The 15,093-nt window shown below is 72.7% G+C and carries 13 protein-coding genes; 4 read left to right on the forward strand and 9 right to left on the reverse strand.

Annotated features, from left to right (window positions below; translation table 11 throughout):
- Nucleotides 1–6 precede the first annotated feature (6 nt).
- Nucleotides 7–393 carry a hypothetical protein gene (locus WME82_RS07580; RefSeq protein WP_438042277.1) on the reverse strand — a complete coding sequence of 129 codons (387 nt, stop codon included), beginning with the start codon at nucleotides 391–393 and terminating at the stop codon, nucleotides 7–9.
- 698 nt (nucleotides 394–1,091) lie between these two features.
- On the opposite strand from WME82_RS07580, the gene WME82_RS07585 reads away from it, so the two are divergent.
- Nucleotides 1,092–2,144, forward strand: coding sequence for an FG-GAP repeat domain-containing protein (locus WME82_RS07585; RefSeq protein WP_438042278.1), 1,053 nt, complete (start codon nucleotides 1,092–1,094; stop codon nucleotides 2,142–2,144).
- Between the two features lie 30 nt (nucleotides 2,145–2,174).
- Here WME82_RS07585 and WME82_RS07590 read toward each other — a convergent pair whose 3' ends face one another.
- The 8 genes from WME82_RS07590 to WME82_RS07625 all read right to left on the reverse strand — a co-directional run bounded on the left by WME82_RS07590 (nucleotide 2,175) and on the right by WME82_RS07625 (nucleotide 11,153).
- A complete protein-coding gene (locus tag WME82_RS07590) occupies nucleotides 2,175–2,816 on the reverse strand; it encodes a tetratricopeptide repeat protein (protein ID WP_437716293.1) in 642 nt (213 codons plus the stop codon).
- Nucleotides 2,813–5,080 (reverse strand): urea transporter, encoded by a 2,268-nt coding sequence (locus tag WME82_RS07595; protein ID WP_438042279.1) that lies wholly within the window; start codon nucleotides 5,078–5,080, stop codon nucleotides 2,813–2,815. Before WME82_RS07595 ends, WME82_RS07590 begins: the two co-directional genes overlap by 4 nt.
- Entirely contained in the window at nucleotides 5,068–6,411 is a 1,344-nt protein-coding gene (locus tag WME82_RS07600; RefSeq protein WP_437869571.1) for a diaminopimelate decarboxylase, read from the reverse strand. Before WME82_RS07600 ends, WME82_RS07595 begins: the two co-directional genes overlap by 13 nt.
- Entirely contained in the window at nucleotides 6,408–7,475 is a 1,068-nt protein-coding gene (locus WME82_RS07605) for an ATP-grasp domain-containing protein (RefSeq protein WP_437744827.1), read from the reverse strand. Before WME82_RS07605 ends, WME82_RS07600 begins: the two co-directional genes overlap by 4 nt.
- Nucleotides 7,472–7,741 carry an HPr-rel-A system PqqD family peptide chaperone gene (locus tag WME82_RS07610; protein ID WP_437744828.1) on the reverse strand — a complete coding sequence of 90 codons (270 nt, stop codon included), beginning with the start codon at nucleotides 7,739–7,741 and terminating at the stop codon, nucleotides 7,472–7,474. Before WME82_RS07610 ends, WME82_RS07605 begins: the two co-directional genes overlap by 4 nt.
- Before the next feature lie 306 nt (nucleotides 7,742–8,047).
- Nucleotides 8,048–9,028 (reverse strand): tetratricopeptide repeat protein, encoded by a 981-nt coding sequence (locus tag WME82_RS07615; RefSeq protein ID WP_438044867.1) that lies wholly within the window; start codon nucleotides 9,026–9,028, stop codon nucleotides 8,048–8,050.
- A gap of 5 nt (nucleotides 9,029–9,033) precedes the next feature.
- Nucleotides 9,034–9,651, reverse strand: a complete 618-nt coding sequence (locus tag WME82_RS07620; RefSeq protein ID WP_437744829.1) for an RNA polymerase sigma factor — start codon at nucleotides 9,649–9,651, stop codon at nucleotides 9,034–9,036.
- Between the two features lie 128 nt (nucleotides 9,652–9,779).
- Nucleotides 9,780–11,153, reverse strand: a complete 1,374-nt coding sequence (locus WME82_RS07625) for a hypothetical protein (protein WP_438042280.1) — start codon at nucleotides 11,151–11,153, stop codon at nucleotides 9,780–9,782.
- A gap of 191 nt (nucleotides 11,154–11,344) precedes the next feature.
- Between WME82_RS07625 and WME82_RS07630 the strand changes: the two genes are divergently transcribed.
- The 3 genes from WME82_RS07630 to WME82_RS07640 all read left to right on the forward strand — a co-directional run bounded on the left by WME82_RS07630 (nucleotide 11,345) and on the right by WME82_RS07640 (nucleotide 15,087).
- Nucleotides 11,345–12,556 (forward strand): DNA polymerase IV, encoded by a 1,212-nt coding sequence (locus WME82_RS07630; RefSeq protein WP_438042281.1) that lies wholly within the window; start codon nucleotides 11,345–11,347, stop codon nucleotides 12,554–12,556.
- A 92-nt stretch (nucleotides 12,557–12,648) separates the two neighbouring features.
- Entirely contained in the window at nucleotides 12,649–13,839 is a 1,191-nt protein-coding gene (locus tag WME82_RS07635; RefSeq protein WP_438042282.1) for an outer membrane protein assembly factor BamB family protein, read from the forward strand.
- 45 nt (nucleotides 13,840–13,884) lie between these two features.
- Nucleotides 13,885–15,087: an MFS transporter gene (locus WME82_RS07640; RefSeq protein WP_437744833.1), complete on the forward strand. Its 1,203-nt coding sequence runs from the start codon at nucleotides 13,885–13,887 to the stop codon at nucleotides 15,085–15,087.
- Nucleotides 15,088–15,093 lie beyond the last annotated feature (6 nt).

Raw genomic sequence — 15,093 nt, forward strand, 5'->3', positions numbered from 1 at the left:
CTCGTGTCAGTCGCCCGCAAAGGTCGCGTCTGCGGGAGGGCCGTGCTCCCACAGCCAGCGCACCGCTTCTTCGAGCGCCTGCAGCGGATCGGGCTCATTCACGCCGAGCACTTCGCGCAGCCGGCAATCGCTGATCAGGACCGGGCTCGACACCTTGTAGGGGTGGTCGACCGCCGCGAAGGGAACCACCGCCGGCTCCCATTCCCAGTCGAACATACGTCCGATTACGGCCGCGAGGCCAGCGTATGTCCACGTATAAGGGTCGACGACATTGCAGGCCCAAAAGCCCCGCGGCGCACGCTCGACGGCTGCAATGACGGACCGGGCCACGCGATCGAGCGCGACCTGATGACATACCTGGACGCCGCGGTCAGGCAGCTCCAGGCGGCGCATGCCCGAACGGATCTTCCGGATCAAAGGCCACGCCCGCGATCGAGGATCGTTGGGCCCGTAGATGGCTCCGGGCCGCAGCCGTCGGCGAGGTTGGCTGCGTAGCGTGAGTCCAGCACGGCGACGTCACCGCCGCAATGAGGGCAACTCGTCGTGCCTGGCAGCACGTACTGCTTGCACCCGTGGCAGAGCTCGAGCACTGGAGGCACACTCCCCCCGCTCCGGCGCGGGCGCCCAGCTCGCCAGGCTGCAACGGCCACCACCGAGCGACGAGATGCCCAGGGCACCCAGAATCCTCACTCGGGCTTGCGTGGACGGTTTGCTATGTCGCGAACGCCGCAAATTCCGGCTCTGAGGCGCAGCTGCTGCTGCGGGTTGAGCGCCGCTGGGCGCCACGCTGCAGCCAGTGCGGGATGACCGAGGGAAGAAAGGCGCCGCCGGGCGGGTGGGACGACACGCCGGAGCCGGAGATGCCGGCCGAGGATCTCCTCTACTGGCCGGAAGGAGTGCCTGCGCTGCTGAGATGCAAGAAGCGAGGTCGTGGGGGCCACGACGGCGGCCGGTCTCGGATGGACTGGCGCTTGCCGTCCCAGGAGGCGCGTGAGCGGCGTGCCCACGGGCGAGGTCGCGCATCCCCCCAGGATCGGCGCCCGTGCCGCGCGCGCGGCGCAAGAGAGGCGAGCGTGACGAGTCGTGTGGTCGTGACCAAGTATCTGTGTGCCGCCGCTGCGATTCACGCCGTGCTCGGCTGCGCGGCCGGCGTCGACCTGCTCGACGAGGGCGGATCCGCGGCGACTGCGACGCCCACCCTCGGGGTCGCAGAACAGCGGGCCAGCACCTACGGGTGGAGGGTCATCGAGGTGATCGACTACAATTTCGACGGAAAGCAGGATTTGCTCTGGATCGACGCCGAGCGCAGCCTCATGGCCGTATGGTTCATGGACGGAGTCCAGCTGCTCACGCCGGGCCCGATCGTCCGTGGGCCGGCCGGAAGAGGCTGGATCGCCATAGGGCACGACTTCAACCTCGACGGCCTGGCGGACGTGCTCTGGCGTCACGATGAGCGGGACCTGATAACGATCTGGCTGACGGACGGAGGCCGGCCGTTCGCGCAGGGCCCGATGCTCCCCGGGCCGCGCGGCGGAGGCTGGGTGATCCGGCCGAACGACTTCAACCGCAACCTCGCCTCGGATGTGCTCTTTTACAGCGAGGAGCAGAACCTGATGACGGTGTGGCTGCTGGATGGCGTCCAGCTGCTCGCGCCGGGCCCGTTCATCCCGGGGCCGGGCGGCGACTGGGATATCGGCCCCACGCCGGACTTCAACTTCGATCGCATCGCGGATGTGATCTGGAACGACCAGGTGCACAACCTGATGACGGTGTGGCTGATGAGCAACACGGAGGTCCTCGGGCGGGGGCCGGTGATCCCCGGGCCGAGCGGCGAGGGATGGGACGTCCTCTGGGCGGCCGACTTCAACGCTGACGGCATGGCGGACGTGCTCTGGACCAACGAGGAGAGGGGCCTCGTGGCGATCTGGCTGATGAACGGCGTCGAGCTCCTCGACGCGGGGCCGGTGATCCCCGGGCCGATCGGCGACGGCTGGACAGCGGTCGCCGCCGGTGACGTCAACGCCGATCTGATGTCGGATGTCGTGTGGCAACGCCTGGGGACGAGCCAGGTTGCGGTGTGGTTGATGAACGGCACCCACGTCCTCTCGCCAGGGCCGGTGATCCTGGGCCCCCCCGGCGGCTGACCGACCCGGGCGATCCGCGGCGTGGTCACGTCAGTTCGACACGCCCGCCGCGCGCAGGCCGTCCCGGGCCAGCGCGTGCTTGGGCGCGATGTCGAGGACCCGCCGGAGCTCCCGCGCGGCGTCGCCGCCCTTGCCCATCTTGAGCAGCGACCAGCCGAGGCCCGAGCGCACCTCGACGTCGCTCGGGTACATCTCCGCGAGCCGGCCGTAGATCGTCGCGGCCTCCGGGTAGCGCGCCAGGTTGTACAGGGCGAACGCGAGCCGCAGGCTCGCGAGGTAGTTCGCGGGGTCGAGCTGCAGCGCCTTCCGCGCGGTCGCTTCCACGTCGGCCCACCGGCGCAGCGCCATCTGCGGGAGCAGCGCGCCGACGCGCGACTCGACCGATCTCGGCTCGAGCGCGCTCGCCCTGCCGTACGCGTCGACGGCCTCCTTGTTGCGCCCGAGCTTGTGATAGAGCCAGCCGCGGCGGAGCTCCGCGACGTATCCATCCTTCTGCGGCGCAGGGAGGCGATCGAGCGCGGCGAGCGCGTCCTGCGCCTTCCCGGCGGCCTCGGCGTCATAGGACAGCTGGAACAGGTCCGCCGGCCTCCCCTCCGCGTCAGCGGCCCCGGAAGGGACGCCGCTCAACGCACAACCGACCAGCATCACGAAGAACCATCGACTCGCTCTCATGACGTCTCCTCGCCGACTGACACGGTGAATTTCCTGCCGGCGTCCTGGACCCGCTCCGCCACCCGCGTGCGGCCCTGCGCCGTGACCTCGACCCTGCGCGGCCCTCGGCCCCTCGTGAGCTCCGCCCGCGTCCGCACGAGCGGCTCGCCGCGGCGATCGCGCCGCCGCGACTCGCCGAGGACCACGAGGAGGTCGCCCTCGCGGCGCATCCTGAGGTCCATCTCGATCCCGTCGCCTGGCAGGAAGGGGGCGACGAAGTCGGCGAGCACCCGGAGCGCGAACGCGCGGAATCGCCGCGCCGGCAGCGTGTCCGCCCAGCGGAGCGAGGCGCTGCCCTCGAGCGGCACCCGCGGGAGCGCCGCGCGCAGCAGGTGAACGACCGACGCGTCGTCGCCCACCGCGTCGAAGCTCGTGAACAGGTCGTCGCTCCTGCCGTAGAAGAGCGACGCGGCGCGGTCCTCCGAGCGGATCAGGAGCCGCCCGTAGACGTCGACGTCGCACGTGACGCGCTCGACGTCCGCGCCGACGCGGTACGCCCAGGTGTCGGCGCAGGTGAAGCCGAAGTACGCGGACACGTCCTCGTCGGCCTCGATGGAGCGCACGGCGTCGCCCTCCCGCGGCTCCAGGCTGGGCCAGAGCCGCGCCTCCTCGCCGACCGTGACCACGTCGCTGAACCGGCACGGGAGCGTCGGCGCGCCGAGCTTGTGGGTCGACTGCAGCTGGAAGTGCAGGTGCGGCTCGGGCGATCGACCCGAGCTGCCGGCGAGCCCGAGGACGTCGCCCCGCTTCACCCATTGCCCCTCCACGACCTTGAGCGTCCCGCGCGCGAGGTGCGCGACCATCGAGTACACGCCGGGCGCGTGGGCCACGATGACGTGGTTGCCCCAGTTCTGCTCGAGGTTCATCGCGCCGACGTCGCTGTCGGGCACGCTCGACTCGACCTTCACCACGGTGCCGTCGGCGGCCGCGACCACGGGCAGCCGGTGGCAGTGGAAGTCCTGCGGCGCGCTCCCGGCGCCGCGGAAGGCCCGGCCATCTTCGCCCATCACCTGGAAATCGAAGGCATGGCGCCATTGCTCCTTGTGCGTGAACGCGCCGTCGACCGCCTGCGTGCACGTCCACGTGCCGCGGAACGGGAGCCGGAAGCTCACGGCGTGCGGCGACTGCTGGAAGCGCGCGCGCCGCGTGCGGAGGTACGCGAGGTTCTGCTCGGGCGTGCCCGGGAGGAAATCCACCGCCTTGGGCCGCTCGTCGCGCGCGCGCCGACGCATCGCGAGGAGGACGGCGACGACGGTGACGTTGAACGGCAGGATCAGCGGCGCCGCGCCGAGCCGCGCGAGCGGCGCCATCGCGCCGGCGGTGACGAGCGCGGCGGCGACGGCGCCGGACAGGCCGAGCGCGAACGAGGACGCCGAGGGGACGAACCAGACGCCGCCCAGCCCGACCGCCGTGAGGACGGCGTTGTAGCCGAGCACGTCGAGCGCGCCGTCTGGGAGCGAGAGCCATCGCGAGGCGAGCCCGAGCGCCGCCGCGAACGCGAGCGCGGCGAGGAGCGCGGCGATCCGGCTGTGGACGAGGAGCGCGGCGAGCACCAGCGCGCCCGCGTCGGCGCGGGGCAGGAAGAAGAGGCCGCCGAGGCACCGCGCGAACAGCGCGATGGGCGCGGGGAGGCCCTCGAACGCGAGCGGGGCTTGCGCGGGCGCCGCGAGCGTGAGCCCGGAGAACGCCGAGGTGCTCAGCGTCAGGTGGAAGACGACGATGAACGGGAGCGACAGCACCGGCAGGCCGGCGGCGCCGCCGGAGCCGGGACCGGAACCGGTGAGTGAGCGCAGCGCCGCCGTGACCACCACGCACGCGGCGGCGCCGAGCAGCGCGACGGCGACGGCGGGGCCGTCCGCGGTGAACGACTGCGCCACGCCGAGGCCGACGAGGAGCGCGTTGTACGCGTACGACCCGTCCCTCACGGCGTCCTTCTCGAGGTCGAGGAGGAGCGCGGCCCCGTTCGCCGCGCACGCCGCGATCACGCCGAACACGAAGGCGCGAGGCACGGTGGCGGTCGCGAGCATCACGAGCAGCCCCACCGCCGGCGAGCGCGAGAACAGGATGTGCGCGTAGACCCGGAGGAGCGACTCCCCCATCTCGACGACGCCGCTCCTCGCGAGCAGCGAGCTCACGGCCGCCGCGACCCGGCGGCGCCGGGCCGTCCCGGTCGCGCGCGCCGCGCCGCCCGCGTCGCTCGTCGGCGCGGGGATCACCTGAGCCATGCCGGCACGTCCTCGACGGCGCGGAAATCGTCGAGCGTCTCCGCGCGGCGGATGCAGGAGGCGCCTCCCTCGCCCACCATCACCACCGCCGGACGGAGGGTGATGAACTGGTGCCACTGCGTCACGTTGTAGGCGCCCACGTTGCGGAACACGAGCCGATCTCCCGGGGACGACGCCGGGAACTGCATGGTGTCGCGCACCACGTCGATGTTCATGCACAGCGGGCCGAACATCACGGTGGGCTCCTGCATGGCGCTGAACTCCTGCGCCGGGACGACATCGTGTTTGTACCAGAACGAGGTGAAGAGCAGGTTGACGCCCGCGTCGAGCACGAGGCCGCTGCGCCCGTCGGGGAGGCGCTTCTTGGCCTCGACCGTCGCGATCAGGTACCCCGCGTCGTCCACCAGCGCGCGGCCCGTCTCGAGGACGAGCGTCGGGAGCTCCCGGGCGGGACAGTCGAGCTCTCCGAGGCCGTCGCAGATGGCCTCGGCGTAGCGCTCGAACGACGGAGACGCCTGCTCGCCGAGCAGGTACTGCGCCTTGAGCGTGTTCTTCGAGGCGAAGCCGCCGCCGAGGTCGAGGAACGAGAGCCGGATCCCGTGCGCGGCGCGTATCTCGTTGGCGAGGCGCGCCAGCTTGGACGCCGCCTTGCCGTAGGCGCCCGGGTCGAGGATGAACGTGCCGATATGGCAGTGCAGCCCGGTGAGCTCCATGCGATCTCCGCTCACGAGGCGGCTCACCGCCTCCCTGGCCTGGCCGGACTCGAGGTTCAGGCCAAACCGGCTCCACGGCGCGAGGCCCTCGATGTTCATGTTGACCCGGATGGCCACCTTCGGGCGCGCCTTGACCCGCTCGGCGACCCGCTCGATCCGCGCCAGCTCATCGAGGTTGTCGATGTGGATGATCGAGCCGCCGGAGACCGCGCGCGCGAGCGCCGCGTCGGGCTTGTAGGGGCCGTTCCAGTGGATCCGCTCGGCCGGGACGCCCGCGAGGATCGCCTTGTCGTACTCGAAGGGCGAGACCACCTCGGCCCAGGCGCCTTCGCGGTGGAACGTGCGGCAGATCGCCTCGAGGTAGTTCGTCTTGTACGACCAGGCGATCCGCACCTTGGCCCAGCGGCGCGCGAACGCGCCGTGGAGCTCGCGGTAGCGGCTCACGAGCGTCCGCTCCGAGAACACGAAGAGCGGTGATCCGTGCTGGGCGACGAGATCGGCGATGGCGACTCCGTCGATGTGGGTGAGCGGCCGCACGCCCTGGAGGCGGCCGAACTTGTTCATCGCCCCCATCTGGTGCCGGACGATGCTGGGCGATTCGTAGACCGGGCTATTCACGAGAGGCCTCCTGAACGGACGAGCTCGCCCGTCGTCACCATGCTCTGAAAGTCGCTGATCCGCGCGACCTGGTCGATCGAGATGCGGACGAACATCGCGCCGACCTCGTAGCCGCGGAGCGGCTCGATCGGCGCGCCCGCGGCGAGATCGACCACGGCGCGAGGCAGGTTCATCCCGGCCGCCACGCTCAGGTACACCCACGCCGGGAAGCGCGGGTTGACCTCGATGAGGTGATAGCGCCCGTGCGCGTCGCGCATCACCTCGACCTCGAAGGGGCCGCGCCACCGCGTCGCCTCCGCGAAGGCCTGCGCGATGCCGACGAGCTCGGGGTCGCGCACGGTGATGCCGGCCCAGCCCTTTCCCTTGTCGGTGAGGAGCATCTTCTTCATCGGCACGGCGCCGACGAGCCCGCCTTCTCCGTCGCCGACCGCCACCACATCGAACTCCTCCCCGGTCACGTGCTCCTGCACGAGGACCGGGAGGCCCCACTGGGCTATCACCTTGTAATAGGCCGACACCGCCTCATCGAAGGTCGTCGCCAGCGTCGCGCCGTAGAACACGCCCTTCACGTGGAAGGGGTAGGGCACCCGCTCGTGGATGCGCAGGAGCTCGTCGGCGTCCGAGAGGGCCGCCGTGCGCGGGACCCGGATGCCGGCGCGGGCGCCGAGCGCAGCGAGGCTCGCCTTCGAGCGGAGATCGAGCTGCTCGCGCGTGGGCAAGCAGGTGCCGATCCCCATCGCGCGCAGCCGCGGCGCGATGTCGATGAACGAGGGTAGCTCGGCGTCGAGCGTCGGGATGATCACGTCGAGCCCGACCCGCCGGTGGACGTACTCGAGGCGGGACACGAACGCTTCCAGGCCCTGCGATGGATAGGGGATCATGAACACGTCGCTCACGATGTCGCCGGCGTACGCGCCGGGATCGAGCGCGTCGTACGCGAGGCCGACGAGGCGAATCGAGGCGTCGCCGCCCGCGCGGAGCGCCCGGATGACGCCCACGCCGGGAGCGGGGTTGTCAGTCGCGTTGAGGCCGGTGACGGCGATGGTGCGGGGCCGCGTCTTCACTGGGCTCCCTCCGGCTCCGCGGAGAGGAGGCCGTGCTGCCGGAGGAGCTCCAGGAACTCGCCGACGTCGCGCGCCGGGTCGCCCCCGCGGATATCGAATCGCTCGCGGAGCCGGGCGGCGACCTCCTCGCGCGAGAGCCCCTCTTTCATGGCGTTGAGGGCGCAGAGGCCGGTGGGATTGACGGTGAACGTTGCGCCCGACGCGGGATCGAACACGAATCCGGTATCGCTGAGTGCAAGCTCTTTCAATCGCAGGATCGCGCTCACGCGAGCCTCCTCGTTCTAAGGGTGTTGGGGCGCCGACCGTGAAATTCTTAGAAAATTCACAGGGGGGCGGGGAGACGGGGAGGAGAGACTCAAAATACTCCCTGTCTCCCAGCCTCCCTGTTTAATTCGCTGAAAAGGGCCACGAAATGAGGGTATTCCTCAGGCCTCCAGCCGCGCCTCACCAGGTGCGGCTGGAGTAGTAGAGCGGGGCGCTTCAGGCGCGGCTGCCTGCCCTCCTTGTGCCCGCCGGGGGCGAGAGCGGGTCAATGAATTTGACGGTGTGTCGCGAGGAGGATCAACGCTCCATCAATGCTCGGTCGCGCCCTCGGCGCGGGCGCGCAGCCGGGCCGCGTAGACGCTGTCGCCGTGGCGTGAGAGGAAGTCGTCGATCGCGGCCCGCTCGTCGCTTCCGCGCCCGAGCTGGCGCAGGGCCTCGATGCGGCCATAGCGCGCCTCGGCGCCGAGCCCGCCGCGCCCGGCCGCGAGGTACCGCTCGAAATAGCCGAGGGCCGTGGCGGGATCTCCGCCGGAGAGCGAGAGCCGGCCGAGCGATACGAGCGCGACGCGCGCCTCGGGGCTGCCCGGATGGCGCGCGAGCAGCGCGAGGTACGCGGCCGACGCATCGGCGTCGCGGCCCGCGGCGAGCGCCAGCTGGGCGTCGCGCAGCAGCTCGTCGGCGCTCGGACCGGCGTGCGCCTCGCCGCGGTGGCCCTCGCGCGCTGCCCTCGGAGCGACCGCCGCGCCGGCGGCCTCCACCACGCCCGCGTCGGGCGGCGCCTGCGGCGCGGGCGCCGTGGCGGCGGGCTGGACGTCGAGGGAGCGCGGCGGCGGCTCGAGCCAGGCGCTGGCCTGCGCGGGCGCCGCGTCTGGCGCGCGCGGGGGCGGGGGCGCCACGTCGCGGTCGTTCATCAGCTCGGCCGCGAGCGCGGCCAGGAACGTCGCCGCGAGCGCGACGCCGGCGAAGGTGCCCGCGACCCCGCGCCGCACGATCGCGCGCCGCCTGGGGCGCTCCTCTGCCGCAGGGACGCGCTGCGCCCCCGCCTCGCCGGCGGCCTGCGCGAGGATCCGCGCGGCCAGGGCGTCGTCGTCCACGGGGCCGAGAGCCCCGCCGCGCCGCGCGCCGAGCCGGCCGAGGTCGGCCCAGAGCGCGGCTTCGCCGGCGAGCTCCGGGTGAGCCTCCTCGTAGCGGCGGCGGAACGCGGCGTCCTCGGGCCCGATCGGCGTCCCGCGACCTTCGGCCGCGACGATCGCGATCCAGCGCTCCTCGTCCGAGGCATGGGCCATCATGGTCTTCACGGCGATCTTCTCCGGCCGACGGCGATGTCCTGCCGGACCCGCTTTCGCAGGGCGGCGATCCCGAGGCGCAGGCGGCTGCGCACGGTGTCCGGGCTGACGTCGGTCATCTCAGCGATCTCATCGACGGTGTGTTCGAGCGCGTGGTGCAGGATCAGCGCCTCGCGCTGGGCTTCGGGCAGCTCCCCCAGGTAATCGCGCACGTGGCGCGGGAGCGCCTCCTGGGCGCTCCCGCGCGACGACGCCGGGACCTCCTCGGCGTCCGACAGGTCGCCTGCGATGGGGGCGTCGCGCCGCCGCAGGGCGCGGAGGTACCGCAGCACGGTCCGCACGGCGATGCGCCGCGCCCAGCCCTCGATGACGGCCTCGCCCCGGTACGCGGGCACGGCCCTCAGGATGGCGAGCATCGCCAGCTGCGCCGCGTCGTCCGCGTCGGCCGAGCGCCGCAGGAACGCCTGCGCGACCTGCCGGACGCCCGGGAGGAGCCTGGCCACGAGCCACGCCTGGGCCGCGGGATCACCCGCCCCGGCGCGGCGGGTCCGCTCGAGATCGATGGAAGAGACGAGGGGACCTTCGGCCTGGTGAGCGCGCGTCCCCTCCGTGACGCGCACACCCATGAGGAGAGCCTGTCCATCCACGATCACGGTGACCCTGTGCCTCCCGCGGGCACGATCGGGTCATTTTTATGAGGGTGGCCCGGCGCGACGGTGGCCCGGCGCGGCGAGAGCCCGCCGCGCCCCCGTCGTCACCGCCCCGCGACCGTACGAGGCGGGGCGCTCCGCGCGGCCGGCCCGAGCTCGAGGCCGATCCCACCGAGGAAGCGCAGGGGATCCGGCTGGAGATCGGCGACCCGCGGCGCGGGGGTCGAGAGCCGGTTCAGCGGCACGTCGAGGCTGGTCCAGAGGGCGATGCGGAGCTCATCGGAGATCCGGAGGCTCAGCCCCGTCGTGGGCGCGACGCTGATCAGCAGGTCGGTCACGCGCTTGTCGGACGAAAGATGCGGTCCTTCCGGCGAGGACGCTTCCGGCGGACCCGGCGATCTCCAGGGCGCGTGCGGCGCTCGCCACGCGCCGCTCCGCGAGACGACGTCGAAGGTGGCCCGGCCGCCGAGATGGAAGGCCCAGCGCCCGCTCCCGATGTCGAACCGGTGGCCCCCGCTCGCGAAGAGCGGTGTCCGATCGAGATCCAGATCGAGGCCCGCGCGCTCCACCTGGAGGTGCTGTGTGTCCATCCAGTCGTAGCCGGCGCCGACGTACGAATCGGGCGTGGGCGCCCACGACAGCGAGAGCGAGACGGCGCTTTGCCAGGGGACGTGCTCTCCGAACGTGCCGCCCGCATAACCGGCCGAGAGGAACCACCGCCGCCACCACGCGGCGTCGGCGTGCTCGAGCGTCGAGGGCGGCGGCGCGGGGCGCTCGTCCGGCGCTGGTGCGGGCCGCGATGGTGGCCGGGCAGGAGGGGCCGCGGGGGGCGCGGGCGCGTCCGGCGGCGGCGCGGCCTGCGCCGGCGAGGGCGCCAGCGCGGCGGGCGTGGCCTGCTCGGCGCCGCCGACGTCGACGCTCGCCATCCCGGCCCCGGTGATGGGCCCCTCCAGCGCCTCCGCCGCCGCCGAGCCCGCGACGTTCGCGAGCGCCTCGACTGCCGCGGACGTCCGCCCGGGAGGCGCAGGGAACCGCCGCGAGTACACGCGCTCTCCGCCGCGAGGGAAGAGATACAGGGCGAGCTCGTTGCCCGGACCCGCCTCGATCCACAGCGCGCCGTGCGCGGACCATTGCTCCACGAGCGAGCGCGCCGCCGCGACGCGCTCGTGCAGATCGAGCGCGGGCGCCGGCGCGCGCCGGACCACGTGGAGCCCGACGCCCGAGGGCCGGACGTGCGCCGCGACGAGCGCCGCGGCGTGCGCCTCGAGCGGCGAGCCCGGGCGCCCGGCGACGATCAGCACGAGCGCGCGCTGCGCCGCGGGCGCATCACCCGCGCCGGCGCGCTCCGGGGCGCGCGGCTCGTCCGCCGCGGCCGCGCCCGGCGCCAGCGCGAGCCACCCCGCCGCGAGCAGCGCGGGCGCCTTGCGCCGGCGCGCGGCGCAGCGGGGGTAGTTCGGTCGTGCGGCGCTCGACGTCATGACTCACGATCCGCGACGCGGTCCAACGTGTCCGGCTGACGAAGGAAGAAGTAGAGTCGACCCGTAGCAGCAAACGAGCGACGACGCCACCGCGCAGCACGGCGCCGCCGCGGGCGTTCGGCCTTCAGCTCAGCGCTTCGGCGCTTCACCGCGGCGCGCGGGCGGCGAGGCGGTACAGAAGAGCAGCACCGATGCGACAGATCCTCCACATCGACATGGACGCGTTCTTCGCGTCGGTCGAGCAGCTCGACGACCCGTCGCTGCGAGGCCGCCCCGTCCTGGTGGGCGGCGCCTCCCGGCGGGGCGTCGTCGCGGCCGCGTCGTACGAGGCGCGCGTCTCGGGCGCCCGCTCGGCGATGCCGATGGTCGAGGCGCTCCGCCGCTGCCCGCAGGCGATCGTGGTGCCGGTGCGGCACGCCCGCTACGCCGAGGTGAGCGCGCAGGTCTTCGCGATCTTCCGCCGCTTCACGCCGCTCGTGGAGGGGCTATCGCTCGACGAGGCGTTCCTCGACGTGACCGCGAGCCGCGCGCTCTTCGGCGACGGCGAGGCGATCGCGGCGCAGATCAAGCGCGCGATCCGCGACGAGACCGGGCTCACGGCCTCCGCGGGCGTCGCGCCCTGCAAGTTCGCCGCGAAGATCGCGAGCGATCTGCGAAAGCCCGACGGCCTCGTCGTGGTCCCCGGCGACGTCGCCGCCTTCCTCGCGCCGCTGCCGCTCGAGCGCATGTGGGGCGTGGGCCCGCGCGCGGCCGAGCGGCTGCGCGCGGCGGGGCTCGCGACCATCGGCGATCTCGCGCGCTGCCCCGCGCCGCGCCTCCACGAGCTGCTCGGCCCCGCGTGGGGCGAGCACGTGCGGCTGCTCGCCGCGGGCGTCGACGAGCGCGCGGTCGTCCCGGGCCGCGCGGCGGAGTCGATCGGCGCGGAGGAGACCGTGGAGGAGGACCTCCGGGGCAGGGAGCCGATCGAGCACTGGCTGCTCGATCTGTCGGGCCGCGTGGCGCGGCGCCTGCTCAAGGCGGGCCTGTCCTGCCGCGCGGTGGTGGTGAAGCTCAAGTACTCGGACTTCACGCTGCGGACGCGCCAGACGACGCTGTCCGAGCCGGTCAGCGACACGGACTCGATCTACACCTGCGCGAAGGGGCTGCTGTCGCGCTTCGATCTCTCGCGGCCCGTGCGGCTCGTCGGCGTCGCCGCGAGCGACCTGACGAGCGAGACCGGCGGCCCGACGCTGAGCCTGTTCCCGGTCGCCTCCGAGCGCCGCCGCCGCCTCGAGGGCGTCGTGGCGGAGGTGGCCGAGCGCTTCGGTGGGATGGGGCTCACCCGCGCGGCGCTGCTGGGACCCCCGCCCTCGGGCCGCGCGACGTCGCGCGCGGCCCCGGGCGAGCGCGAGAAGAAGAAATAGACGGTCTCGAGCTCGTGTAGAGTGGGACGATGGCTCGTATCGTCGATTCCAGGTGTCCGCGCTGCGGCGCCCCGCTGCCGATTCAGCCGGCGATGGATGCAGTCACCTGCCAGTACTGCGGTGCGCGGTCGCTCATCGATCGCGGCAGGAAGCCGACCACCGCGCCGATCCCGCAGGGCATGCACGTCGTCCGGGTCGCCCCGCCGTCCAGCAACGCGGCGGGGGTCATCGTGATGTCGGTCGTCATGGCCATGGTCGTGGCCGGCGCGGCCGCCGGCGCCTTCGTGTTCAGCGCGTCGGGGCCGTCCAAGGGCCGGTCGGCGCCGCTCCTCGGCCTGGGACCGAACACGTACTTCAGCGATCGGCCGATGCTCGCCGACGTGAACGGCGACGGCGCGCCGGACGTGATCGGCAAGAGCAACGTCCCCGCCGGCGAGGAGTGGATCGCGGCCTACGACGGGCGCGACGGCAAGCCGATCTGGAAGACGGCGGCGCTCACCAAGGACGCGGCCAACCACGAGGCGCGGCGCGCGATCGCCTCCGGCCGTCTGATCTCGATCGACGCGCTCGGCAAGGTGCAGGCCTATGATCTGCGCACCGGGACGCCGTCGTGGTCGGCGTTGCTCGGCGAGAAGGCGAGGCGGCTGTGCCAGGGCGACGGCGTCATCGTCGTCGAGACGGTCGACGACGTGAAGCACGGGCTCGATCCGGCGACCGGGACCCGGCGCGAGCTCGCGAAGGGCGCGGCCTGCAAGACGGTTCCGAGCTCGATCCAGGAAGAGGCGCCCGGATATCGGTTCGCCCGCTGGCACGAGTTCGACGAGCTCGGGCTGCCCGGGTCGCATGAGGTCGAGGGCATGTCGGTGAGCGGCGCGATCATCCCGAGCGGGCCCGGGCCGCGGTTCCTGCTCGGCGGCCGGAGCAAGGGCAGCCAGGTCGGCATGGTGGCCGCGGTGGACAAGAAGAAGGTCCTCTGGAAGATGGTGGTGCCCGGCGTCGACCCGCTGACCACGAGGCCCACGGGGGTGGACGCGGGGGCCTATGAAGGCGGGTTCCTGGTCGTCCCTTATGACATGAAGGATCACAAGGACGGCACGCGCCTCGCCTGCTTCGAGGCCGGCACCGGCAAGCGGCTGTGGGACGTCCAGGTCCACAAGAAGTCGCAGGTCTCGTCCGGGATCTCGATCTCGGCGAACGACGTCTTCTTCGCCAGCTGGACGGCGCTTTACGTGTTCTCGCTGAAGACGGGGCAACTCAGGTACATGATCGGGACCGAGTTCTAGGCTTCCGGCGCGCCCGCGGCAGCGCGGGCTCCAGGGCTCCCCGCCATGTCGTCCGTCCAGCAGAACCCCTGGCGCATCTGCGTCTACCACGGCGTTCAATCGCTGATGTTCCCGGCGGCCATCTTCCCGCTGTTCTGGACGCAGGACATCGGCATGAGCGTGGCCACCATGATGACCGTGCAGGGCGCGTTCAGCCTGAGCATCGCGCTCTTCGAGTTCCCGTCGGGCTACATCGCCGATCGCCTGGGCCACCGCCGCGCGCTCGTGATCGCCTCCTTTTGCATCCTGGCCGGCTGGGTCCTCTACGCGCTCTCGCGCGGGCTCTGGTCGGTGCTGCTCGCCGAGCTGGTGCTCGGAGTCGGGTTCTCCCTTGTCTCGGGGGCGGACTCCGCGCTCCTCTTCGACTCGCTGCGAGAGCAGGGCAAAGAGCACGAGTTCGCCCGCTGGTACGGCCGCATGCGCTCGATCGCGCAGATCGCCTCGGGGAGCGCCGCGCTCGCCGCGGGCTTCCTCTATGCGCGCTGGTCCCGCCTGCCGTTCGCGATGGAGGCCGCGGCCTGGGCGCTCGCGGCGGGGATCGCCCTCCGGTTCGGCGAGACGCGGCGCGCCGAGCCGAAGGTCGAGGACCACCTGGGCCGCATGCGCGCGATCGTGCGCGACGCGCTGTTCGAGCGCGCCGACTTCCGCGCGGTCCTGCTGCTCGGCGTCGCGCTCGCGCTCGCGTCGTACCTGCCGACGTGGCTCATGGCGCTGTACGCGACCGAGGCCGGCGCCCCGGTCGCGTGGATAGGCCCCATGTGGGCCCTCGCGAGCTTCACCACCGCGCTCGGCTCGATGCTGAGCGAGCGCGCCGGCCGCCGCCTCGGCATGACGGGGACGCTGCTCGCGTGCGTCGTCCTGGTGGCGGCCGGGTACCTCGGCCTCGCGCTCTCGCGCCACGTGCTCGGGGTCGCGTTCTATTTCCTGCTCACCCTCGTGCGCGGGCTGCACATGCCGCTGCTCCACCACGAGGAGCAGCGCCTCGCGCCCGACGGCGATCGCGCGAGCTGCGTCTCGCTCCGCAGCTTCCTCTTCCGCCTCGCCTTCGTGCTGCTCGGGCCCGTCGTGGGGATGGGCGTCGATCGCTACGGGCACCGCCCCGTGCTGTGGGCCTCGGGCGCGCTCCTCGTCGCGCTGACGAGCGCGGCGTTCGGCCTCTTCGTCGCGCGCGCGGCGCGGCGTGATGAGGCGCCGGCGCCGCGGTGCTAGGGCGCC

Origin of the sequence: Sorangium sp. So ce128 (genome assembly GCF_051525245.1) — a bacterium.
In the GTDB taxonomy this organism is placed as follows: Bacteria; Myxococcota_A; Polyangia; order Polyangiales; family Polyangiaceae; genus Sorangium; species Sorangium cellulosum_B.

Excerpts from the sequence above, each read along its gene's own strand:
- WME82_RS07580 (WP_438042277.1), bottom strand. The coding sequence starts at position 393 with ATGCGCCGCCTGGAGCTGCCTGACCGCGGCGTCCAGGTATGTCATCAG.
- WME82_RS07590 (WP_437716293.1), bottom strand. The coding sequence starts at position 2,816 with ATGAGAGCGAGTCGATGGTTCTTCGTGATGCTGGTCGGTTGTGCGTTG.
- WME82_RS07595 (WP_438042279.1), bottom strand. The coding sequence starts at position 5,080 with ATGGCTCAGGTGATCCCCGCGCCGACGAGCGACGCGGGCGGCGCGGCG.
- WME82_RS07615 (WP_438044867.1), bottom strand. The coding sequence starts at position 9,028 with ATGATGGCCCATGCCTCGGACGAGGAGCGCTGGATCGCGATCGTCGCG.
- WME82_RS07620 (WP_437744829.1), bottom strand. The coding sequence starts at position 9,651 with ATGGGTGTGCGCGTCACGGAGGGGACGCGCGCTCACCAGGCCGAAGGT.
- WME82_RS07625 (WP_438042280.1), bottom strand. The coding sequence starts at position 11,153 with ATGACGTCGAGCGCCGCACGACCGAACTACCCCCGCTGCGCCGCGCGC.
- WME82_RS07630 (WP_438042281.1), top strand. The coding sequence starts at position 11,345 with ATGCGACAGATCCTCCACATCGACATGGACGCGTTCTTCGCGTCGGTC.
- WME82_RS07635 (WP_438042282.1), top strand. The coding sequence starts at position 12,649 with ATGGATGCAGTCACCTGCCAGTACTGCGGTGCGCGGTCGCTCATCGAT.
- WME82_RS07640 (WP_437744833.1), top strand. The coding sequence starts at position 13,885 with ATGTCGTCCGTCCAGCAGAACCCCTGGCGCATCTGCGTCTACCACGGC.